Origin of the sequence: Polynucleobacter parvulilacunae, from assembly GCF_018881715.1 — a bacterium.
Classification (GTDB): domain Bacteria; phylum Pseudomonadota; class Gammaproteobacteria; order Burkholderiales; family Burkholderiaceae; genus Polynucleobacter; species Polynucleobacter parvulilacunae.
Map to the genome: position 1 here is coordinate 17,628 of NZ_JACVPW010000001.1, position 21,540 is coordinate 39,167.

Here is a 21,540-nt window from a genome sequence, read left to right on the forward strand (position 1 = left end):
TCTTTATTGATCGTTATTTCGTAATCAAGTAACCCACTACTAACGCGATCACACTTAAAAGCAGCAAAGCGAAACCGCGCTGTAGCACTCCATCCTTGGAGGCACGACCCAAGTCAGCAGGCAAGTACTTAGCCTCTTCACTTGGGTTGATTTCTTTATCCCCATTGATCATTGGCTTAATCAGATTTTCACCTTTGAATTTCTTGTAATACCAAATCGCTGCGATATGAATTGCAATCAGGGTATAAATCACCACTTGATTGCCTTCGTGAATCTCCGATAAAAATGAAGATATCGAACCAGATACATATTTTGCTAAGGGCCCCTGAAAGGAGACCTCATCATCAACGAATAAGCCAGTGAGTACTTGAACGCTTAAAACAAAAATGAGGGCAAATACAGAAATTGCACCAATGGGGTTGTGTCCAAGAACGCGAGGTGAACTGCCACTTAAGTAATCAAAAATCGCTTTCTTGGTTGGCAAAAAAGAGGTGAAGCGCGCATGGGTAGACCCAACAAAACCCCAGATGATTCTGAAGATCAATAAAATCAAAATGCTGTAACCGAAATAGGCGTGCCATTGAATAAATTCATCACCTAAATTGATAGTTACAAAGCTACCAGTGATACACAGCACCAACAACCAGTGAAATACACGGATTGGCAAATCCCATACGCGAATAATTTTCTTCATACCTTAAGGATAATCCTCTTCTCCTCTAAAATGGAGGCAACTCATGAATCCTGGAAAAGCCTTTAGAACCCTACTGCTGTATCGCGTTGGCGCAACCCTAAGCTACCAAATTACGATGGTGGCGGTAGGTTGGCATCTTTACGAAATCACTAACAGCGTAGTTTCACTTGGGCTGATTGGTCTCGCGGAGCTTGTTCCCTACTTTGCACTAGCCCTATATTCAGGTCACGCGGTTGATCACTACTCCCGTAAATGGATTGCTGCAATCGCCTGCCTCATTCATATTGCGGTCGGGTTATTTTTAACGGTCGTCGCATTGGGCTGGCTTACACCACCGATACCGCTGATTTACACCGCAGTGGCATTTATTGGCATTGCGAGAGCTTTACTAAGGCCCTCTTATCAAGCGCTTTTCGGGCAGATTATTCCGAGAGATCAACTGCCGCGTTACACAGCGTATGCATCTTCGGCTTTTCAGATTTGCGTAGTGGCCGGCCCAGGATTAGGCGGACTGATGATTGGTTTCGCTGGTCTTGAATGGACTTATTTGCTCGCCGCCTTCTGCGGAGCGCTTGGTTTATATGGGATCACTTTCATTACTGCCATCCAAGAGAAATCGAGCATCCTATCTAAACACTTTCTAAAAAGCTTTTTGGAAGGCTTTCATTACGTCAGAAAGCATGAGCTTATTTTGAGCATCATGGCACTTGATATGTTTGCCGTCCTTTTTGGTGGCGCAGTTTCTATTCTTCCAGCTTTTGTTAAAGAAGTCCTGAATGCGGGACCAGAAACCCTAGGGATTCTGCGCGCTGCGCCTGCAGCTGGAGCTGTCATTACTGGCATCTACTTGGCACGGCGCCCAATACTGAATGACTCAGGAAAGCACCTACTTATTTCCGTTGCAGGTTTTGGAGCAGCGATCATTGCCTTTGGCATCTCCAATAATTTATGGATATGCGCTTTCTTTTTATTTGTCTCTGGTTGCTTTGACTCAATATCAGTGGTAATTCGGGGCAGCATCATGCAACTCACCACACCAGATCATATGCGCGGCAGAATTAGCGCCATTAACGGCATCTTCATTGGCTCATCTAATGAATTGGGTGCATTGGAATCCGGTATTGCAGCTAGCATGATGGGCTTAGTGCCATCAATTGCTTTTGGCGGGGCTGCAACGATTTTGATTGTTTTAATTACCTATCGCCTTGCCCCGCACCTTAGAAAACTTCATCTCAAGGATATTTCTTAAGGCTACCTACTGCTATTTAATCTCAGGCAAATCTTTCTGAATAATTTTTAGACCAGCACGCAAAGCTTTTTGATAGCGCTCACGTTCGGCCTTGATAGTTTCAGCAGTCCACTTAAAGAAACCTTCACCAGTCTTCATGCCAAACTTGCCACTGGCAATACGATCACTCAAACACTTCGCAATCGTTGGAGAATTATTTAAAGTCGGATAAATGGTAGCGCCACCAGCACCATGAACCTCCAGACCAGCATGATCTCTCTGCATAGCTGGGCCAGCGGCAATATAGCGAAAGCCAAAGCCAAAGCGAACTGCCTTGTCGATATCCTCTGGCGTACAGATACCTTCATCCACCATGGCAAAAGCCTCACGCGATAAAGCATGTTGTAGGCGATTCGCCAAAAATCCCGGGAGATCTTTCTTAACGGTTACTGGCACCATGCCACATGCAGTCATTAAGCGCGAGAGGCTTTCACCAACCATAGGTGAAGTCTTCGCTCCATAAACTACTTCTACACAAGGGACCAAGTGTGCGGGCATAAAAAAATGTAGACCAATCATGCGCGCTGCTGTTTTAAGTCCGTTTGCAATCTCGCTAATCGGAAAGCTCGTACTATTGCTCGCCAAAACGGCTTCAGGCTTTGCGTATTGCTCTAGCTTTGTAAATAGTTCGCGCTTAATATCCAGCCGCTCTGGGACACACTCAATCGCCAAGTCAATATCAGACCAATCCACTTCTTCCAGCGTACCGGCAACTGTGAGTAAATGAATACGATGCTCGTAACCAAGCTCAGTCATAGTATTAGCGAAGTAATCAGGTAGGAGGGCACGTCGTTCAGTAGTAGGCTCAACTACCTGCACTGCACAGCCACCGCGCGCACAAACGGCTGCAACGTCAGCACCCATAGTGCCGCCACCGACAATGACTACCTTGGTTTCGGCTGGGGTAAATAACATGAATTCTCTCCTAAATGGTGTGGGACTTTTTCTGAAAAATCCTCTTACAATGGGCTCATTATTTCAATAAAAAAGTTAGTGAGACATGATCCCCGTCAATTCGGTGCTACAGGTCGGCCATTTCCCTGAAATTATGCAGGCAGAAATAGATCGACGCCTTACCCCTATTCACCATCTCGATCCACAAGCACCCGCTCCTGCCGGAAACTTTCAGGCAATTTTGATCCGCTCTAATACCAAGCTGCCCGAGGCCCTGGTTAAACAGATCCCCAGCATTCGGATGGTTGCTACCTGTGGAGTTGGCTATGACAACCTGCCATTAAGCTTTCTAAAAGAGCAAGGCATCAAGGCAAGCAATACACCTGGAGTCCTTAACGATGCCGTATGCGAACTGGCAATCGGCATGATGCTCGCCCTACTGCGCCAGCTTCCAGAGGCTCAGGAATACGTCAAAAGCACTGCCTGGTCAAAAGCACCCTTCAGACTCACCACTACTTTGGCTGGTAAACGAGTGGGTATCGCTGGTATGGGTCGCATTGGGCAAGATCTGGCTAAACGTTTAGAGCCCTTTAAAGTAGAAATTGCTTATTCAGGGCCCAATAAAAAATCTCTCCCTTATACCTATTACCCTGATGTTGAAGCGCTGGCGAAGGCCTGCGATATTTTGTTTTTGGCCTGCCCTGCAACTCCAGATACAGACAAAATGATCAATGCCAATGTATTAGAAGCCCTGGGACCATCGGGTTACTTAATTAATATTGCTCGCGGAAGCGTTGTAGATGAGCCTGCCCTTTTATATGCACTGCAGCATAAAAAGATTGCTGGTGCCGCTTTAGATGTTTTTGAGAGCGAACCTAACCCAAGTCATGAATTTTTAACACTCGATAATGTATTGTTAACACCACATATTGGGAGTGCTACCGCGGAAACACGGATAGCCATGACCAATTTAGCTGTGGATAATTTAGAAGCATTCTTTAAGCAACAAATACTTCCATCGGAAGTAAATAACTAAAAAATAACGGAGCCAGTATGACGATTTCCTTGCACCCATCCACCTTACCTGCGGTGTTATCACCAGTAATCACACCATTCAAGGCAGACGGCAGCCCAGACGCTCCTAAATTACTAAAACAATGTCAATGGTTAGAAGCCAATGGTGTTGGACAAGCCATCTTTGGCACGAATTCCGAAGCAAACTCGATGTCTGCTCCACAGAAGATGAGCACCTTAACCGCATTAATTGAAGGTGGCTTGAATCCAGATCACTTGATGCCAGGCACTGGTGCAACTTCTATCGACGCAACCGTCAACATGACACGTCATGCGGTAAATCATCAGTGCGCAGGGGTGCTCATGTTGCCGCCTTTCTATTACAAAGACGTTACCGATGATGGCTTATTTGCTTATTTTTCTGAAGTGATTCAAAAAGTCGGCAGTGCCGCACTACAGATCTATATCTACAACATTCCACCAGTTACCAAAATCAATTTAAGTCTATCTTTGCTTGAGCGTTTAGCAAAAGAGTATCCAAAAACTGTTGTGGGCATGAAAGATAGCTCCGGTGATTGGGCTTATACAGAATCTGTGATCAAGTTGTTAGCCCCTTCAGGCTTCCGCGTATATGCAGGTAGTGAAGTATTCCTCATGCGTGCTTTACGTGCTGGCGGCGTTGGCTGCATCTCTGCTACCGCCAATGTGAACCCAAAAGCGATTGCCGATTTAGCGGCTCATTGGAGGGAATCCAATGCCGATGAACGTCAAGCTAGCCTGGACCAAGTGCGCGGCATTTTTGCCAAGTACCAAATGATTGCTGGCATGAAAACGGCAGTAGCCCATTACACCAAAGATTCTGAGTGGCTCCGCGTACGTCCACCACTGGTGCAGTTAAGTGCCGATCAACAAGCTCAACTACTTGCCGAGTTGAAAGCCATCAACTTCAGTATGCCCGGCCTGTAATCTATAAAACATAAAAAATCATTAGGAGAGAACAATGAAACTACTTAAAGTCATTGCCTTATCACTCAGCTTTCTTTGCGCCAGCGTAAGTGCACAGAATATTTCTATCGCAACTGGTGGTACAGGCGGTGTTTACTACCCTATGGGCGGTGGCCTAGCCTCAGTTCTCTCCAGCAAGGTTCCTGGCATGTCTGCAACAGCAGAAGTAACAGGTGGTTCAGTAGACAACTTGAATCTCATTGGCACAGGTAAGCCATATGTTGGCTTCTCCATGGCTGACGCTGCTAAAGATGCTCAGATTGGCGAAGGTAAGTTTGCTGGCAAAAAAGTAGATCTACGTACTTTAGTTGTTCTGTATCCAAACCTCATGCACGTGGTAACAGTCGATTCCACAGGCATTAAGTCCATGAAAGACCTCAAGGGCAAGCGCATTAGTACTGGCGCCCCTGGTAGCGCAACGGAAGTCATGGCATTTCGCCTACTGGAAGCTGCTGGGATTGATAAAGACAAGGATGTGAAGCGTGAGCGATTGAGCGTTGCCGAATCCGTTAATGCCATTAAAGACCGCAAAATTGATGCATTCTTCTGGGTGGGTGGATTACCAACAGCAGCCGTAACTGACTTAGCCAATACGCCAGGAACCAAGATTGTGATGGTCGACACCGGCGAAGAGGTGGCTGCCATGAATAAAAAATATGGCAACCTTTACTTTGTAACTACTATTCCAAAGGCCACTTATAGCGGCATGGCTAGAGACAATAAAGTCGCAGCAGTTGCCAATATTTTGGTAGTTAATGCCAATATGCCTGATGATCAGGCTTATAAGATTGTTAAGGCAATCTTTGATAACAAATTGGAATTGGTGCGTACTCATCAAGAATTTATGAGCGTCAGCCTAGAAAACCAAAAAACAAAATCAACCCCTGTTGATTTTCATCCAGGCGCACTCAAGTACTTCAAAGAAAAGAACGTCAAACTCAATTAATTTGATACTCTATCGGGGGTGAGCCAGTCTCACCCCTTTCGTTTTACGGTAGTGAATACATAAAGTAGTGCATAAAAATAATTACAGAGGTTGAGACATGAATCAAAACGTTATCGATAACGAAACCCAAGAAAAATTAGACGCCTTTATCAAGCAAGAGGAAGGCGACTCCAATGACTACAAGGGACTGCTAGCGAAGTTCATCACCCTAGTGGCGGTAGGCATGTCACTCTTTCATTTATATGCCGCGTATTCAATCGTTCCCACACAAGAGTTGCGGGTCATTCACGTTGCTCTGGTTTTATTTCTAGTATTTCTAAGCTTCCCCATTGCGGCTCGCTTTAAAAACAGGCTCATGCCTTGGGATATTGTCTGCGCACTTATCTCGGTAGCTATTGCGTATTACATTCTGAGTGGTGGCGATGACTTTATGGACCGTAATACTGCGCCTAACTCTACCGATGTCATGGTGGGTATCGCATTAATTGCCCTCATCTTAGAAAGTGTTCGAAGAACCAATGGCATGATCTTGGTTACAGTAACAGCCCTGTTTCTGCTCTATGCATTATTTGGCAACTACTTACCAGCACCTTGGACTCACAAGGGTTACGATCTTGATCGTCTGGTAGGCTATATGTATATGACACTTGAGGGCATCTATGGCACAGCGGTAGATGTATCTGCAACCCTCATTATTCTCTTCACTATTTTTGGCGCCTTCTTACAATTTACAGGCGCTGGAAAATTCTTCATCGACTTCTCATTTGCTGCCATGGGCGGCAAATCCTCTGGAGTAGGCAGAACGATTGTGATGTCTTCATTCTTATTGGGCGGCCCTTCAGGCTCCGGTGTAGCTACCACCGTTACGGTTGGCTCAGTTGCAGCCCCCATGTTGAATAAAGTAGGTTACGAGAAAAATGCGGCTGGCGGACTGTTGGCAGCGGGTGGTCTTGGCGCCATCATCTCACCTCCTGTGCTGGGCGCAGCTGCATTCTTAATTGCGGATTTTCTCAAGATCTCCTATTTAGATGTGCTGCTCATGGCCACTATCCCAACCATCCTTTTTTATCTTGGCTTATTTGTGATGGTCGAAATTGATGTACGCAAATATGGCATGAAAAATATTCACTTTGAGTCCTCCGAAACAGCTTGGCAGCTCACTAAGAAATATTGGTTTCACTTCTTTTCACTCATCTCCATTGTGGTGTTCATGTTGATGGGCTTCTCTCCGGTGATGTCAGTCTTTTGGGCGACGGTAGTTTCCGCCTTATCTAGCATGTTGCGTGAAGACACTGCCATCATTCCTTGGGCATGGTTCAAGGGCAAAGAACCGATTATTTCTGGTCTCTACAACTCCAACCTCACTAAAGCCCTTGCCTCTGGCTCAACCGGGGTCTTGGCAATCGCCGCCACCTGTGCTGGGGCAGGTCTGATTGTGGGCACAGTCACGCTTACTGGCCTTGGTCTGAAATTTAGTTCGATTGTGATTCAGTATGCTGGCGGATCACTCTTGTTAACAACCATTTTTACAGCGCTAGTAGTTTGGGTTGTTGGTCTCGCTGTTCCAGTAACAGCCTCTTATATTATTTGTGCCGTGATTGCTGCTCCTGCACTGATTAATTTGGGTGTACCTGCTTTTGCTGCGCACATGTTCATTTTCTATTACGCAGTACTTTCTGAAGTATCGCCACCAACCGCGCTGTCTCCATTTGCAGCGGCGGCGATCTGTAAAGGTAACCCCTATAAGACGACGCTACAAACCTGGAAGTATGTGGCTCCAGCAATTCTGGTTCCATTCATGTTTGTTTTAGACAAGTCAGGCGTTAGCTTGTTATTAATGGGCTCAACTAGCGCCCTTGAGCAAGCAGACTGGATGCAAATTGCATGGGTGTCCTTCACAGCTGTTGTTGGCATCATCTGCTTGGCTGGCGGACTACAAGGCTGGTTCATTGAGAAAACCAAGGTATTTGAACGCGTCATCATGGTGATCTCTGGGGTTGCTCTTGCCTATCCCTCCACAGAGGCAGACTTAGTTGGCTTTATTGGTTTTGGACTTGTTCTGGTGACCCAAACTATTGCGCACTTCAAACTTAACCCTAGGTCATCTTAAGGCACGTCTAATAAGAGAGTGTCTCATCCTCAAAACAATAAGGCCCGCTCAAGCGGGCCTTATTGTTTCCAGTGATTGCTTATCTCAAGAGATTTTAGTCCAAGCGGCTTTACCTGCATAATTCTTCACTGCAGCTTCATCGAATTCGAAACCTAAGCCAGGGGTTTTATGCAAAATCAAATCCCCATTTTTAAAGGTGAGTTGTTTATTGATTAGTCTGCGGAAGTTCAGCACTTGATCATCCAGGAAGAACTCAACAAAACGTGCGTTAGGTGTGGCAGCTACCAGTGGAGCATGTAAGTCATGCATCCAATGTGGGCAGACTGTAACGCCTTTCACATCAGCATAAGCAGAAATTCTGCGCCACTCGGTAATGCCACCACAAACTGCAGCATCCGATTGCAGAATGGCAGCGCCACCGGCATCGATTAACTCTCTAAAGCGCCAGCGCCCCGCTTCCATTTCACCGGTAGCCACATTGATCTTGGTTTGCCGCGCTAATGCTGCATGTAAATCAATTGCATCTGGTGAGAAAGGCTCTTCAATCCAGTAAGGGTTATAAGCCTCGAAGCGTCGCACATACTCTAGTGCTGTTGGCAAATCACGCCAGGCGTTATTGGCATCCAGAGTTAGTAGCACATCATCGCCAACCGCTTTGCGAGCAGCCTTCACGCGCGCTTCTTCCTCAGATGGAGATAAACGCCCCACCTTCATCTTGACTGCTTTAAAGCCTTGCTTTACATAGGACTCCATTTCTTTACCAAGCTTGGCTGGAGTTTTACCCTCCAAATAGTAGCCGCCACTGGCATAAGCAGGCACACGATCATCTACGACTGAGCCTAGGTATTGATGCAGGGGTAAGCCAACTGAGCGGGCATTTAAATCCCAAAGGGCCGTATCGAGAATGGAAATGCCGCGCATTACCGCACCAGAACGCCCCTGGAGAATGGATTCGTTGTACATCTCCATCCAGAGACCTTCACTGCGATGACTATTTTGGCCAATCAACTTCGGCGCTAGTAATTGCTCCACAGCAATCTTGGCGATGTCTCCGCCAGCGCTACCAACATAGCAAAAACCGATACCCTCATTGCCATCCTTACCGCGAACTTTCACCAAACAATAGTGGCGTTCAGAAACAGTACGAGTAGAAAATGACGTCACCTTATCTAAAGGCACTGCCACAGAAGCAACTTGGATGGATTCAATAATCGGCATCAAAACTCCTTAATCAAAAAATGATTGTATCTAGAATTTAAATTACCAGCAGGAGCTCGAATAAGGAATAATTCATCTATTCAATCACGTATACACAGGTTAAATATGAGTAAAGTTGTCGTTATCGGAACTGGCATGATGGGCGTCGGAATTGCTGCCAGTTTTTTAGCTAGCGGCGCTAATACCATCATCCTGGGGCGCAGCGCTGAAAAGGCTATCAGTTGCCTTGATGCCATTCGGTTGTGTGCGGATTCGATCAACCCAGTGTGGGCCAAACAGAATCCAGCACTACAAAGCGGGAGTATTGAAGAATGGCAAGACTGGGATGCCGTAAATTTAGTCATTGAAACGGTTTCGGAACAGCTCGAACTTAAAAGGGCAATCTTTGCATTGCTAGACCTGCGAGTACCCACTCATATTCCCATTGGCAGCAATAGCTCTGGCTTTCCAATTAGCGAAATAGCAAAAGATCTATCTACAGCACACCGCATGTTTAACACACACTACTTTATGCCTGCGCATATCGTGCCACTTGTAGAGATTGTTGCTGGGAAACAATCCGATCTCACATTGGCAGAAAAACTCTGTAAGTTTTATCGCGCCCACGGTAAGAAGCCCGTGCTTGTAAGAAAAGATATTCCAGGATTTTTAGCCAATCGCATTCAGCATGCGCTAATGCGTGAAGCGCTTTCACTAGTTGAGGAAGGAATTGCTACGCCTGACGATATCGATACTGCTGTGCGCTTTAGCTTTGGATTTAGATATGCGGCTGTAGGCCCGATGACCCAGAAAGAAATTTCAGGCTGGGAAGGAATGACACTGGCAGCAGAGTTAATTTACCCTTCCCTATCCAATATCACCGCACCGCCAAGTTGCGTGACAAATTTAGTAAAAAGTGGCAAAACTGGCATAGCTAAGGGCGCTGGATTTAAGACTTGGTCTGCTGATGAGGGGGCGACCATGAAGCAAAACTACGAAGAAAGACTGAAAGCAGCCTTTGAAGTTCTTAAGATAGCCCCAGATCTAAACTAAATTTCTAAATCCTTAATTTCATTTTGTTGCGGCACAGCATATTTATTCGGATTCGCCCTCACATTATTAGATAATTGAGGGGTGAATAAAAAAGCATCTATTGGCTCCCTTTTTACTAAGGGGGTAATCATTTTGTCTGGCTGCGCCTTTCTGAGCTCAACATCTGGCTTAGCTTATGCAGCACAACCTCAAAATAATAACCAAAGCCGTCAGAAAGTGATTGTCCAAGCCCCTAAACAAATTGGCTTCAAAGATAAATCTGCTGGCGCCGGTTCAAAAACCAACAGCATGAGCCTAAATCCCTCTCTATTTCAGCGCAAAGCCCCAGACGAGCTCATGCTTGATAGTGACGCCAATCTAGACTATCGAGTTGCTCAAGGTTGTTTACAACGCAACTTCAACGAAGATAAGCTACCCGCTAGCATTGGCATCGATAATCGTCAGTTTTCTGAGTTCTTCAAGAATCAAACCAAAACATTTTTTGAGCATATGCGTGGCGACTGCATCCCCTATGCGGTGGCCTTTGGTAGTCGTAATCGCTTCGATTCCTTAAGCATCATGAATGGCCCCATTCAAGATAGCAAAACGGAAGTATGGACATTCACGCCTTCAGCTGTTGGCGGATTTTTGATTCAGCAAGACTATCTCAAGGATGAATCCAAACGCTTAACTGAGATTCGCATCCCGCTAAGAGAGGTCTTATATGACCAACGTAAAGTAAGCGATCAATTACCGGTTGAGCTCGTTTGGGAATTGAACTCTCTGATCAAGCAGATTTATCCAGAAGAAAATAACTCCCTCGAAAATACTAATAGCATTGTGCGCATGATTGTGGACTTTGGCGATCGAGAAAGATGGGCGCAAATCTGGGCAGTGGAAATTATTGATCCCGCAAGCAAAGAGGTGTACGCCAATGCCTTTTGGATGGAGCGCAACGACATCCCTGGCGGATTCTTTACAAGCACAGGAGAATCCCTTGAGCGCTCCTTCTGGACCAATCCATTAAGCTATCGCCGCATTTCTCGAGGAGTTGGCATGGTAAGAGCAACTTCAGGCAAGCGCAGCAAAAATTCAGCCTCCTCACCCAAAGCCTCTACTCCGAATACAGCGCCAGCAAAGGGGCAGCGCTATCGCGCCCATATGGGTATTGATTACGCCGCCCCAATTGGCACACCCGTGTTTAGCGTTGCCAATGGTCGAGTGGCTCATATTGGCTATAGCGGGGCATTTGGCAATTTGATTGTTCTAGAGCACCCTGGCGGATATCACACCTACTACGCTCACTTAAGTAATTACAACGTAGAGCTTGAATTAGGCAATGAAGTGCGGCGTGGTTTGGAAATTGGCTATGTAGGCTCAACCGGCAGATCAACCGGCCCACATCTGCACTTTGAGTTGAGAAAGAATGGCATTTACGTAGATCCTTATGGCTCCAGGACTCAACTAGATTTATGGTCCATGCGCGATAACGAAAGCGGTCAACTGACTAGAGAGATGCTTCTGCTAGGCAGTCCCATCAAACACAATTAGGCAATGATTTAAATATTGCAAGACGTCCATCAAGAATCTAACTTCTTCTTACAGAAATAAAAAAGGGTCCCGTTGGACCCTTTTTCTTGGTATCGGATAATTACCCCAGCACTAATACTGGTAATGTGGAATGCACAATAACCTCATGAGTTTCGCTACCCAACAAAATCCCCTTGATACCTGTGCGCTTATGTGACGCCATCACAATCACATCCGCTTTAGCCTTTTTTGCGCCAGCCAAAATACCTTCAGATAGATTACTATTTTCAATATGAAGACTTTTTACTTTAGCGCCAGCTCCCAACGCAGTCGTTGACTTCTTAAGGACATCCCGCGCATAAGCAGCGCAAGCCTCTGTGTGCTGTTTCTTCGAAATCCCATAGCCCATAGTGCTATCTGAGTAAACCATCGGAGGCGTAGGATCAGATACATATACAAGGGTAACTGCAGCGCCATCCGATTTGGCTAGTGCGGCAACTTTCTTCAAGGATTTTTTGCTGACATCCGAACCATCTACCGGTACCAATAAATGCTTAAACATGTTGACTCCCTTTAAATTGAACTACTAATCTACTCTTTCCATCATAATGCTTATTATTGGCCTATAAAACCATAAAGGTAACTAAATTGCTCAAGAATTTTGCTATCTACCTCACATTTTTAATCGCCCTCATCGCAATCGATCTGGTATGGCTATTGGGTATTGCGAAAAACCTCTACCGCAACGAGATGGGCGACTTAATGGCCAGCGAACCCAAACTACTTGCTGGGCTCGCGTTTTATCTCCTTTATGCCTTGGGTGTCTGTATTTTCGTAATTGCACCAGCGCTATCAAAACAGTCTTGGCTATATGCACTGCAATATGGAGCTTTGTTTGGCTTTTTTTGCTACATGACGTACGACCTGACCAATTTAGCAGTTATCAGAAACTTTCCAACGCAACTGGCTTTTGTCGATATTGCGTGGGGTAGTTTTGTTACTGCTTTGTGCGCAGGATTTGCTTACTGGGTTGGAGATCGCATCTCTTAAGATTGTCACTCTCACATCATTAAAACAGATCACTGATGTTTTTTCGTCCTCGACTACTAGACTCATTTACAGGCTATAACCGCACCCTTTTCACTAGGGATGTTTTGGCGGGTCTCACGGTTGGCGTAGTTGCACTACCTCTAGCGATGGCTTTTGCAATAGCCAGTGGATTAAAGCCCGAAGCCGGAATCTTCACCGCCATTATTGCTGGCGGATTGATCTCGCTGCTTGGTGGTAGCAAGGTACAGATTGGTGGCCCAGCAGGTGCGTTCATCGTCATTGTCTACGGCATCGTCGAGCGTTATGGCGTTCCCAACCTATTGCTTGCCACTGCCATGTCGGGTGTATTTTTATTTCTGATGGGCGTGTTTCGCCTTGGAACATTAGTGCGCTTTATTCCAATCGCCGTCATTATTGGCTTTACCAATGGCATTGCCTTTCTGATTGGCCTATCTCAAATCAAAGATTTCTTTGGCCTCCAAATTGAAAAAATGCCGGCTCAATTTTTTCAACAAGTGCATATGCTCTATTTAGCGGCAGATACCTTTAATCCAATTGCACTAGGCTTAGCTTGCGGCCGTCTGGCCTTATTGATTCTCTGGAAGCTATTTCAGAATCGCCTAGGCTGGCTCTCGCACTTACCTGGCACAGTGGTAGCTATGGTGGTGGCAACGATTATTACTAGCGCTCTCAACTTGCCGGTAGATACCATTGGAAGCCGCTTTGGCGGTATCCCATTTGGGCTCCCCTCTTTTGAATGGATTCATATCAGCTGGGATAGCGCTCAATACATGGTGGCACCTGCATTAACGCTTGCCCTCTTAGGTGCAATCGAATCCTTGCTCTGCGCACGTATTGCCGATGGTCTTATTCATGATCGCCATGAATCCAATCAAGAGCTTATGGCTCAAGGTATTGCCAATTTCACGATTCCATTTTTTGGTGGCATGCCCGCTACTGGGACAATTGCCCGCACCGTTACGAACATAGAGAGTGGTGGAACTACACCCATTGCCGGACTTGTGCATGCGGCGACTTTATTGATCATCGTATTGTTTGCAGCGCCCCTTGCTAAAAATATTCCTCTGGCTAGTCTGGCTGCTATCTTGATGTATGTTGCCTGGAATATGGGTGAGTGGCAAAAGTTTATTGACCTCAAGCAGTTCCGCCTACCCTATCGCATCACTATCTTAAGCGTCTTTATTCTGACTGTTGTATTGGATCTCACTATTGCCGTTGAGGTAGGTTTATTGCTTGCCTTTATCACCTTCATTTATCGTATCTCCAGTCTGTCACGTTGTGAACCAGCTTCAGCTAGTGATTTTCCTGGGTTAAGCAATCAACAAGGTCGTATTGATGCCTATCGCATTCATGGCGCTATCTTCTTTGGCGCAGTAAAACTCCTAGAAAAGATTGAGGCGAACCTACCGTCACAAACTCTCTTACTCGATTTGAAGAATGTAATTTATATCGATACTTCAGGCATGGATACCATCATGGAGCTGGCCCACTTATGCAAGATTCGTAATATTCGCCTGATTATTTGCGGCTTAGCGCATCAACCATTAGAGATGGCAGAGCGCAGTGAGTTTATTGTTTCACTACCGCAAAACTCTCTATATCCAGATCTCATTTCTGGAATAGAAGCTGCAGTAGCTTAAAGGCTACCTAAGAAATACAGAAGCCGCCTTTTAATAAGGCTTCTGGCAAAACCCAAGCGCGATACAAACCAAAGCCACCTGCAATCAACAGCAGGGAGGCCGCCAAATACCGCACCCAAATATATTGTCCAAATTGAGTAAGCACTGCAGAAAATTTGGAGATCAGTAAGAGATTTGGCAATGTTCCTAAACCAAACGCCAACATCAGAGCAGCGCCAGTGAGTACATCACCAGATAAAAATGCGAGCGGCAAAACGCTGTAAACCAATCCACAAGGCACCAAACCCCACAGCATGCCGCTAAACCAACGTGATGGACCGCTAGCCATACGACCCAAATATTTAGCCCAGTAAGCTGCAATTTTGGAGCTCAGCCATTTACCGCCAAGCAAACCTTCCGACTTACCAAGCCTGAGTAGTCGCATACCCATCAGAATCAAGATCAAGGATGTCAAAGCAAACAGGGGGCGCTGAATAGGAACGAGATTTTGCTGCCAAACTACTACCCCCACGGCTGCAGCTAAGGCGCCCAATAAAACATAGGTAGTTATGCGACCCAAATGCATGATCAATTGCAGGTAAAAAAGCTCAGATCTGGCTCTTAAAGGGGTCTCCAAGGCGACGGGTCGCTCAATGGCAGCAGCTATCCCGCCGCACATCAAAGCGCAGTGCCAGCCGCTCACCAGGGCCCCCAGAAAGACTGCCAGGAGTAGACTTGTTGTTAGCATGAAATCGACAAAAAATAGGTGAAAGCGATAATTTTCATATTAATAGAATAAACTCCTCTTATAGATCCACTCAAATATGAATTACAAGCCAACCGACACCTCAACCAGCAAATGCTCAGTCTGCGTACTGGGCCAGTTTTGCCTTCCGGTAGGCCTTAATAGTAGTGAAGTTTCCAAAATAGACACCTTAGTCAAAGAGCGTGTTCACTTACAAAAAGGTGAGAGCCTCTACCGCCATGGTGACCAACTTAGCTCTGTCTATAGTGTTCGCTTTGGCACCCTCAAAACAGAGTTCTGCCTTCAAGATGGCCGCCAACAAGTGATCGGCTTTCATCTTCCCGGTGAAATCTTGGGTCTCGATGGCATTGGCGAAGGCCACTATCAATCCGATGCAATTGCGCTTGAAGAAAGTGAAGTCTGCATTATTCGTTACGATGCATTTGAAGATTTGGCACGCCAGATTCCAGTTCTACAAAATCAGTTCCATAAAATCATGAGTCGTGAACTGACTCAAGATCAACGCCACCTACTCTCTCTTGGCACAATGCGTGCGGAAGAAAGATTGGCTGCATTTTTATTAAGTCTTTCACAACGCTTAGCAGCACGTGGCTACCTCAATAATGAATTTGATCTGCGGATGAGCCGCAACGACATCGGCAGTTATCTCGGCATCCAAATTGAAACTGTGAGTCGCATGCTGTCACGTTTCGCAGAATCAGGTCTCATTCAAATCAAACAACGTCATATCAAACTCATTGATATGAATGGCTTATACGAACTAGCCGGCATCCCCAATCCAGATAGATCGGCCTGCGTCAGTGCAGACATCCCTGTAAAACACGCCTAAAGTAAGCCGCGGTCGATTTCTTTGCTGTCTGGCGACTCAATACCAGGCAGGATATAGGCTGTAAGTGCACTAGAGATCGCACAAAAAGTCCAAATTGCAAAGAATCCAATAGTGTAGATACCCTCATCAGCAATGTCAGGATGATGGCCAAAAAATAAGAGATCTTGAGGATGAATTACAGTAAACAGCAAGCCTTCTGCCATGCCAGCCACCAAAAAGGAAGGCCACAATATCCAGATCAGCAGGCGGTACTTCATTTTTGCGCCTGTGTATCTGATTGTGCATCTTTAATCTGCTCAACTTTTAAACCCTGCTTCACAACACCATCACGCAATGGTTTATCGGCATATAGATTAATAGCCAAGTAAATCGTAATAGCGCAGCCAATCATCGCAACCGCAGGGCCGCTGATTAATAACCATGGCCACAATTGCTTGAACCAAGGTTTGGTAGTTTGCTGTTCTGTCATATGCATTCTCTCCATTGCTCCTTGTTTAACGAGGAATAATAAAAGTCGATTTCTCATCGCGGGATCTCGTAATTAACTCGTCACCTGCCATCTCATGGGCAACTACATCAAAATGAATTGGGTAGTTACCAGCCTCATTCGCTCCAACATCGGCGCTCACCTTGATCGGCATCAGAAGATTGCTAGCTGGCCCAACCTCAATCTCGGTAACAATCTGCCCTTGTGAATTAAGCACTTTTAATCCATCCAAACCAAGCGCCTTCACTTGCACATTCATATTATTTTCAGATGCATTCATGATCTGGATTCGATAAATATTCTCGATACGGACGCCCTCAACTTCACGAGCCAAGGCGCCGCGATCGCGCATTACATCCACCCGCAATGGGTTACGCGTTGCTAAGGAAAAGAGGAAAGCTGAAGTAAGAACAGTAATAAAAGCGGTGTAAATCAGCACTCGCGGACGCAAGATATGGCGAATCGCACTTTGATTAGACTCCTTATCCTCAATAGCACGCTCTGTCGTATAGCGAATCAATCCCTTTGGATAATCGACTTTCTCCATCACCTGATCACAGGCGTCAATACAAGCGCCACATCCAATACACATGTATTGCAAGCCATCACGAATATCAATTCCAGTTGGGCAAACCTGCACACAAATACTGCAATCAACGCAATCACCTAAACCTAATGAAGCATGATCCGTAGACTTACTACGACTACCTCTTGGCTCACCACGCACTTTGTCGTATGTAACCAAGAATGTATCTTTATCTACCATCGCACTTTGGAAGCGTGCATAGGGACACATATATTTACAAACCTGCTCACGCATAAAGCCTGCGTTACCCCAAGTTGCAAAACTATAGAAGCACAACCAGAAGGTTTGCCATGGGCCCAGCGAGAGATGTAATAAGGATGCGCCTAAGGTCTCAATTGGCGTGAAGTAACCAATAAAAGTAAATCCCGTCCAGAAGGCGATCAATAACCATAGGAAATGCTTCGTGATCTTGAGGCGCCATTTTCTAAAGCCCCAAGGCCACTCTTCACCATCTAAACGAATACGAGCAAAACGGTCACCCTCTACCTTGCGCTCAATCCACATGAAGATTTCGGTATAGACGGTCTGCGGACAGGCATACCCACAAAATAAACGCCCGGCAACTGCAGTAAATAGAAATAAAGCGAGCGCGGAAAGAATCAATAACAGGGTAAGATAAATCACGTCTTGTGGCCATAACACGAGGCCAAAGATGTAAAACTTACGCTGAATTAAATCAAAAAGAACTGCTTGACGACCATTCCAGCTCACCCATGGCAAACCATAAAATAGTAACTGGGTTGCAAATACCAAGATGAAGCGCCAGCGGGCAAAGAGCCCTGATACTGAACGCGGATAAATCTTTCGCCGAACCTCGTAAAGAGACTCCTCAATAACTTCTATCGGAACAGGTTTCCCACCCGGCGAAATATATGGCACTAATTGCTATTCTTACTTAGCTGTTGCTGGTTGTTTATTGTTAGATAAACCCCAGACATAAGCTGCTAACAAATGAATCTTCTCAGGACTCAATACCTTATCTTGAGCAGGCATCATAGCCATACGACCCTTAGTTACCGTTTCAATAATCGTCGCTTCTGAGCCACCATATAACCAAGTTTTATCGGTTAAATTTGGTGCGCCAATAGCAATATTTCCTTTGGCATCAGGACCATGACAGGCTACGCAGTTTGCAGCGAATACTTGTGCGCCACGGGCTGCTTTAGCATCATCTGCTGATAAACCTGAGAGGCTACGTACATAGTTAGCGACATCCGCAATTTGATTGCTATCCAGTTGTGGGAATGGAGGCATCACACCGCCACGACCATAGGTAATGGATGCCTTGATATTTTCTGGTGAACCTCCATAGAGCCAGTCACCATCAGTCAAATTAGGGAAGCCTTTAGCACCTCCAGCATCAGAGCCATGACACTGCGCACAAGAATTCAGGAAGAGGCGTTGCCCCATTTCGCGGGCCTTAGGATCGGCCGCCACTTGCTCAATGTCCATCTTGACGTATTTCGCATAAACAGGCTTTAGCTCATCATTTGCTTCAGTCATAGAGCTCATCAAAGCACCATCAGTGGTGTAGCCCATAATCCCCGGAAATGATCCCAAACCTGGAAATAACACTAAGTAGACCAATGCAAAGATGCAAGAGAGCAAGAACATCCACATCCACCAACGTGGCAATGGATTGTTCAGCTCACGTAAATCACCATCCCAAACATGGCCAGTATCAGCAACTGCACCATCTGCCGTATGCACAACCTTAGCTTTCCTTTGGGAGAACAAAAGCCAGATACACCAGAAAATTCCAACTAATGCAACTAAGGCGATGTAAGCACTCCAACCGCTGCTAAAAAAGTCACTCATGATTTGTCCTTACTAAATTCATCCGGAAGATCAAATGGAAGTTCTGCTGATTCCTGATTTGCTTTCTTGCGACCAGGAGACCAAGCCCACAAAACAATTCCTACAAAAAAGACAAGGCCTATTACTGTAGAAAATGCCGAGAGGTAGGGAGTAATCTGTTCCATTTGATTTAGGTAGTTTTAATTAATAACCTTGTTAATTACTTCGCTACAACTTCTTCGACAGTAATATAGCGACGCGTAATACCTAAGCCTTGCAGGTAAGAAACTAATGCATCTAACTCAGTCTTGCCCTCTAATTCCTTAGGTGCGTTAGCGATATCCTCATCGGTATAAGGGACACCTAAGCGGCGCATGGCAACCATATGCGATTGAATAGATCCTGCGTCAGCAGCATTTTTTGCTAACCAAGGATATGCAGGCATATTGGACTCAGGCACAACATCACGAGGATTATTCAAGTGAATTTGATGCCAAGCATCTGAATAGCGCCCACCTACACGAGCTAAGTCTGGTCCAGTTCGCTTACTACCCCAGAGAAATGGATGATCAAAAACAGATTCACCAGCCAAAGAGTAAGGGCCATAACGCTCCACTTCAGAACGTAGTGTACGAATCTGTTGAGAATGACAGCCAACGCATCCTTCGCGCTGATAGATATCGCGACCAGCTAAACGCAAAGCTGTGTATGGAACAACGCCAGGACTAGGTTCAGTCGTAGTGTGTTGGAAAAAGAGCGGAACGATTTGAACTAAACCTGCAATCGACACAACTACGATCGTTGCAATAATTAACCAACCAACGTTTTTCTCAAGCGTTCCGTGGGAAAAGAATTTATTTTCGCTAGACATTTTCTTCTCCTTTTAGTGTTCAGCAACGGCCATTGGAATAGGCGCATTTACAAAAGTTTTACCTTGTACAGTTTTGAAGACGTTGAACGCCATCAAGAACATGCCACTCAGGTAGCACAAGCCGCCCATTAAACGAATGACATAAAAAGGATAGGTTGCTTTAACAGACTCAACAAAGCTATATGTCAATGTTCCATCCGGCTCAAAAGCTCTCCACATCAAGCCTTGCATTACACCGGCAATCCACATTGCGGCAATGTATAAAACCACGCCGATAGTAGCAATCCAGAAATGCAATTCAATCCACTTAGTGCTGTACATTTCTTTTTGACCAACCAAACGCGGGATCAAGTAGTAGAGGGAGCCAATAGTAATCATGGCAACCCAACCCAAAGCACCAGAGTGAACGTGTCCAATGGTCCAGTCAGTGTAGTGAGACAAGCTATTCACCGTCTTAATGGACATCATGGAACCTTCAAAGGTAGACATACCGTAGAAGGACAAAGCCACTACCAAGAATTTCAAGATTGGGTCACGGCGCAATTTATGCCATGCACCAGACAAAGTCATGATGCCGTTGATCATGCCGCCCCATGAAGGCGCTAACAAGATTAAAGAAAATACCGTACCAAGAGACTGTGTCCAGTCTGGCAAAGAAGTGTGTTGCAAGTGGTGAGGACCCGCCCACATATAAGTAAAGTTCAAAGCCCAGAAGTGAACGATAGACAAACGATATGAGTAAATTGGGCGCTCAGCTTGCTTTGGAATGAAGTAGTACATCATGCCTAAGAAGCTGGTTGTCAAGAAGAAGCCAACAGCATTATGGCCATACCACCACTGCACCATCGCATCTTGAACACCAGCATATGCAGAGTAAGACTTCCACATTGATGCAGGCATTTCCAAGTTATTAAAAATATGCAGAATAGCAATTGTCAGAATATATGCACCGAAAAACCAGTTAGAAACATAAATATGTTTCGTTTTACGCTTCATGATGGTTCCGAAGAACACCACTGCATAAGCTACCCAAACTACAGTAATCAACAAATCGATTGGCCACTCTAGCTCGGCGTACTCTTTAGAAGTAGAGATGCCTAATGGCAAAGTCACAGCCGCCAAAACAATTACTGCTTGCCAACCCCAAAAGGTAAAGGCTGCTAGCTTGTCACAAAATAAGCGTGCTTGGCATGTGCGCTGCACAATGTAGTACGAAGTCGCAAATAGCGCAGACCCGCCAAAAGCAAAAATCACCGCATTGGTATGCAAGGGACGCAAACGACCATAGCTAAGCCAAGGAATATTAAAAGTGATTTCAGGCCAGATCAGCTGGGCTGCGAGGATAACTCCCACGAGCATGCCAACAATTCCCCAAAGCACAGTAACGATGGCAAATTGGCTGACAACCTTGTAATTGAAGGTATCTTGATTACTCCCCACGGTAAGTCCCATGGTTTCTCCTTTTTTGTGACCAAACAGCGACATAATCCAAATAGACTGGATTGATTATCAAAGTAAGACTGACAAGGCAGTTTGATCTACATCAAAAAGGGTGGGGCAAATTCAGGCTGTACTTTTAAGGTAAACCCTGGATTTCAATAGCCATTTAGATATCAGGCTAATATTGATAGTGTTTACTAACTTATTTGGGTTCTGGGGTGTCATCATCCATCAAAATCGCGTGACCAGGACCATCCAAATCATCAAATTGGCCACTTTTAATGGACCAACGCAAAATCCAGACTAAGACGCCAACTAGGACCAGCGATAAAGGGATGAGAAGAAATAGACTTTCCATCCCTAT

General features: G+C 45.5%; 23 protein-coding genes. 10 read left to right on the forward strand and 13 right to left on the reverse strand.

Annotated features, from left to right (window positions below; genetic code table 11):
- Nucleotides 1-13 precede the first annotated feature (13 nt).
- A complete protein-coding gene (locus ICN18_RS00115; RefSeq protein ID WP_216188538.1) occupies nucleotides 14-694 on the reverse strand; it encodes a cytochrome b/b6 domain-containing protein in 681 nt (226 codons plus the stop codon).
- A gap of 43 nt (nucleotides 695-737) precedes the next feature.
- On the opposite strand from ICN18_RS00115, the gene ICN18_RS00120 reads away from it, so the two are divergent.
- Complete coding sequence (locus ICN18_RS00120) at nucleotides 738-1,943, forward strand: MFS transporter (RefSeq protein WP_216188539.1); 1,206 nt, start codon at nucleotides 738-740, stop codon at nucleotides 1,941-1,943.
- Between the two features lie 12 nt (nucleotides 1,944-1,955).
- Here ICN18_RS00120 and ICN18_RS00125 read toward each other — a convergent pair whose 3' ends face one another.
- Nucleotides 1,956-2,897: a 3-hydroxyacyl-CoA dehydrogenase family protein gene (locus ICN18_RS00125; RefSeq protein WP_216188540.1), complete on the reverse strand. Its 942-nt coding sequence runs from the start codon at nucleotides 2,895-2,897 to the stop codon at nucleotides 1,956-1,958.
- 85 nt (nucleotides 2,898-2,982) lie between these two features.
- Here ICN18_RS00125 and ICN18_RS00130 point away from each other — a divergent pair, with 85 nt between their 5' ends.
- From ICN18_RS00130 to ICN18_RS00145, 4 genes are all read left to right on the forward strand, one after another.
- A complete protein-coding gene (locus tag ICN18_RS00130; RefSeq protein ID WP_216188541.1) occupies nucleotides 2,983-3,912 on the forward strand; it encodes a 2-hydroxyacid dehydrogenase in 930 nt (309 codons plus the stop codon).
- Between the two features lie 17 nt (nucleotides 3,913-3,929).
- On the forward strand, nucleotides 3,930-4,856 hold the full coding sequence (locus ICN18_RS00135) for a dihydrodipicolinate synthase family protein (protein ID WP_216188542.1): 927 nt from the start codon (nucleotides 3,930-3,932) through the stop codon (nucleotides 4,854-4,856).
- 34 nt (nucleotides 4,857-4,890) lie between these two features.
- Entirely contained in the window at nucleotides 4,891-5,841 is a 951-nt protein-coding gene (locus tag ICN18_RS00140; protein ID WP_216188543.1) for a TAXI family TRAP transporter solute-binding subunit, read from the forward strand.
- Nucleotides 5,842-5,938: 97 nt separating this feature from the next.
- The gene (locus ICN18_RS00145; protein ID WP_216188544.1) at nucleotides 5,939-7,951 is read left to right on the forward strand and encodes a TRAP transporter permease; all 2,013 of its coding nucleotides are present in this window, start codon (nucleotides 5,939-5,941) and stop codon (nucleotides 7,949-7,951) included.
- Between the two features lie 84 nt (nucleotides 7,952-8,035).
- On the opposite strand, the gene ICN18_RS00150 is transcribed toward ICN18_RS00145, so the two are convergent.
- Nucleotides 8,036-9,169, reverse strand: coding sequence for a mandelate racemase/muconate lactonizing enzyme family protein (locus tag ICN18_RS00150; RefSeq protein WP_216188545.1), 1,134 nt, complete (start codon nucleotides 9,167-9,169; stop codon nucleotides 8,036-8,038).
- A gap of 24 nt (nucleotides 9,170-9,193) precedes the next feature.
- On the opposite strand from ICN18_RS00150, the gene ICN18_RS00155 reads away from it, so the two are divergent.
- The gene (locus tag ICN18_RS00155) at nucleotides 9,194-10,201 is read left to right on the forward strand and encodes a 3-hydroxyacyl-CoA dehydrogenase NAD-binding domain-containing protein (protein WP_255532023.1); all 1,008 of its coding nucleotides are present in this window, start codon (nucleotides 9,194-9,196) and stop codon (nucleotides 10,199-10,201) included.
- Nucleotides 10,202-10,282: 81 nt separating this feature from the next.
- Nucleotides 10,283-11,731 carry a M23 family metallopeptidase gene (locus ICN18_RS00160; RefSeq protein WP_369411842.1) on the forward strand — a complete coding sequence of 483 codons (1,449 nt, stop codon included), beginning with the start codon at nucleotides 10,283-10,285 and terminating at the stop codon, nucleotides 11,729-11,731.
- Nucleotides 11,732-11,831: 100 nt separating this feature from the next.
- Here the strand turns inward: ICN18_RS00160 and ICN18_RS00165 are convergent, their stop codons facing one another.
- On the reverse strand, nucleotides 11,832-12,272 hold the full coding sequence (locus ICN18_RS00165) for a universal stress protein (RefSeq protein WP_216188547.1): 441 nt from the start codon (nucleotides 12,270-12,272) through the stop codon (nucleotides 11,832-11,834).
- An 86-nt stretch (nucleotides 12,273-12,358) separates the two neighbouring features.
- On the opposite strand from ICN18_RS00165, the gene ICN18_RS00170 reads away from it, so the two are divergent.
- Nucleotides 12,359-12,760, forward strand: coding sequence for a DUF2177 family protein (locus ICN18_RS00170; protein ID WP_216188548.1), 402 nt, complete (start codon nucleotides 12,359-12,361; stop codon nucleotides 12,758-12,760).
- 35 nt (nucleotides 12,761-12,795) lie between these two features.
- Entirely contained in the window at nucleotides 12,796-14,421 is a 1,626-nt protein-coding gene (locus tag ICN18_RS00175) for a SulP family inorganic anion transporter (protein WP_216188549.1), read from the forward strand.
- Between the two features lie 7 nt (nucleotides 14,422-14,428).
- On the opposite strand, the gene ICN18_RS00180 is transcribed toward ICN18_RS00175, so the two are convergent.
- Nucleotides 14,429-15,148 (reverse strand): sulfite exporter TauE/SafE family protein, encoded by a 720-nt coding sequence (locus ICN18_RS00180; protein ID WP_216188550.1) that lies wholly within the window; start codon nucleotides 15,146-15,148, stop codon nucleotides 14,429-14,431.
- Between the two features lie 76 nt (nucleotides 15,149-15,224).
- Between ICN18_RS00180 and fnr the strand changes: the two genes are divergently transcribed.
- Complete coding sequence (gene fnr, locus ICN18_RS00185) at nucleotides 15,225-15,995, forward strand: fumarate/nitrate reduction transcriptional regulator Fnr (protein ID WP_216188551.1); 771 nt, start codon at nucleotides 15,225-15,227, stop codon at nucleotides 15,993-15,995.
- Here fnr and ICN18_RS00190 read toward each other — a convergent pair.
- The 8 genes from ICN18_RS00190 to ccoS form a co-directional block, all read right to left on the reverse strand.
- Nucleotides 15,992-16,252 carry a hypothetical protein gene (locus ICN18_RS00190; RefSeq protein ID WP_216188552.1) on the reverse strand — a complete coding sequence of 87 codons (261 nt, stop codon included), beginning with the start codon at nucleotides 16,250-16,252 and terminating at the stop codon, nucleotides 15,992-15,994. The two genes, fnr and ICN18_RS00190, sit on opposite strands and share 4 nt — an antisense overlap.
- Nucleotides 16,249-16,470, reverse strand: a complete 222-nt coding sequence (locus ICN18_RS00195) for a FixH family protein (protein ID WP_439650800.1) — start codon at nucleotides 16,468-16,470, stop codon at nucleotides 16,249-16,251. The genes ICN18_RS00190 and ICN18_RS00195 overlap by 4 nt, the downstream gene beginning before the upstream one ends.
- Nucleotides 16,471-16,489: 19 nt before the next feature.
- A complete protein-coding gene (gene ccoG / locus ICN18_RS00200; RefSeq protein ID WP_216188553.1) occupies nucleotides 16,490-17,947 on the reverse strand; it encodes a cytochrome c oxidase accessory protein CcoG in 1,458 nt (485 codons plus the stop codon).
- Between the two features lie 12 nt (nucleotides 17,948-17,959).
- On the reverse strand, nucleotides 17,960-18,886 hold the full coding sequence (gene ccoP / locus ICN18_RS00205) for a cytochrome-c oxidase, cbb3-type subunit III (protein WP_216188554.1): 927 nt from the start codon (nucleotides 18,884-18,886) through the stop codon (nucleotides 17,960-17,962).
- Nucleotides 18,883-19,050: a cbb3-type cytochrome oxidase subunit 3 gene (locus ICN18_RS00210; RefSeq protein ID WP_215358288.1), complete on the reverse strand. Its 168-nt coding sequence runs from the start codon at nucleotides 19,048-19,050 to the stop codon at nucleotides 18,883-18,885. The genes ccoP and ICN18_RS00210 overlap by 4 nt, the downstream gene beginning before the upstream one ends.
- A gap of 35 nt (nucleotides 19,051-19,085) precedes the next feature.
- The gene (gene ccoO / locus ICN18_RS00215; protein ID WP_216188555.1) at nucleotides 19,086-19,736 is read right to left on the reverse strand and encodes a cytochrome-c oxidase, cbb3-type subunit II; all 651 of its coding nucleotides are present in this window, start codon (nucleotides 19,734-19,736) and stop codon (nucleotides 19,086-19,088) included.
- Nucleotides 19,737-19,748: 12 nt separating this feature from the next.
- On the reverse strand, nucleotides 19,749-21,188 hold the full coding sequence (gene ccoN, locus ICN18_RS00220; RefSeq protein ID WP_216188556.1) for a cytochrome-c oxidase, cbb3-type subunit I: 1,440 nt from the start codon (nucleotides 21,186-21,188) through the stop codon (nucleotides 19,749-19,751).
- Nucleotides 21,189-21,378: 190 nt separating this feature from the next.
- Complete coding sequence (gene ccoS / locus ICN18_RS00225) at nucleotides 21,379-21,534, reverse strand: cbb3-type cytochrome oxidase assembly protein CcoS (RefSeq protein ID WP_216188557.1); 156 nt, start codon at nucleotides 21,532-21,534, stop codon at nucleotides 21,379-21,381.
- Between the last annotated feature and the right edge of the window lie 6 nt (nucleotides 21,535-21,540).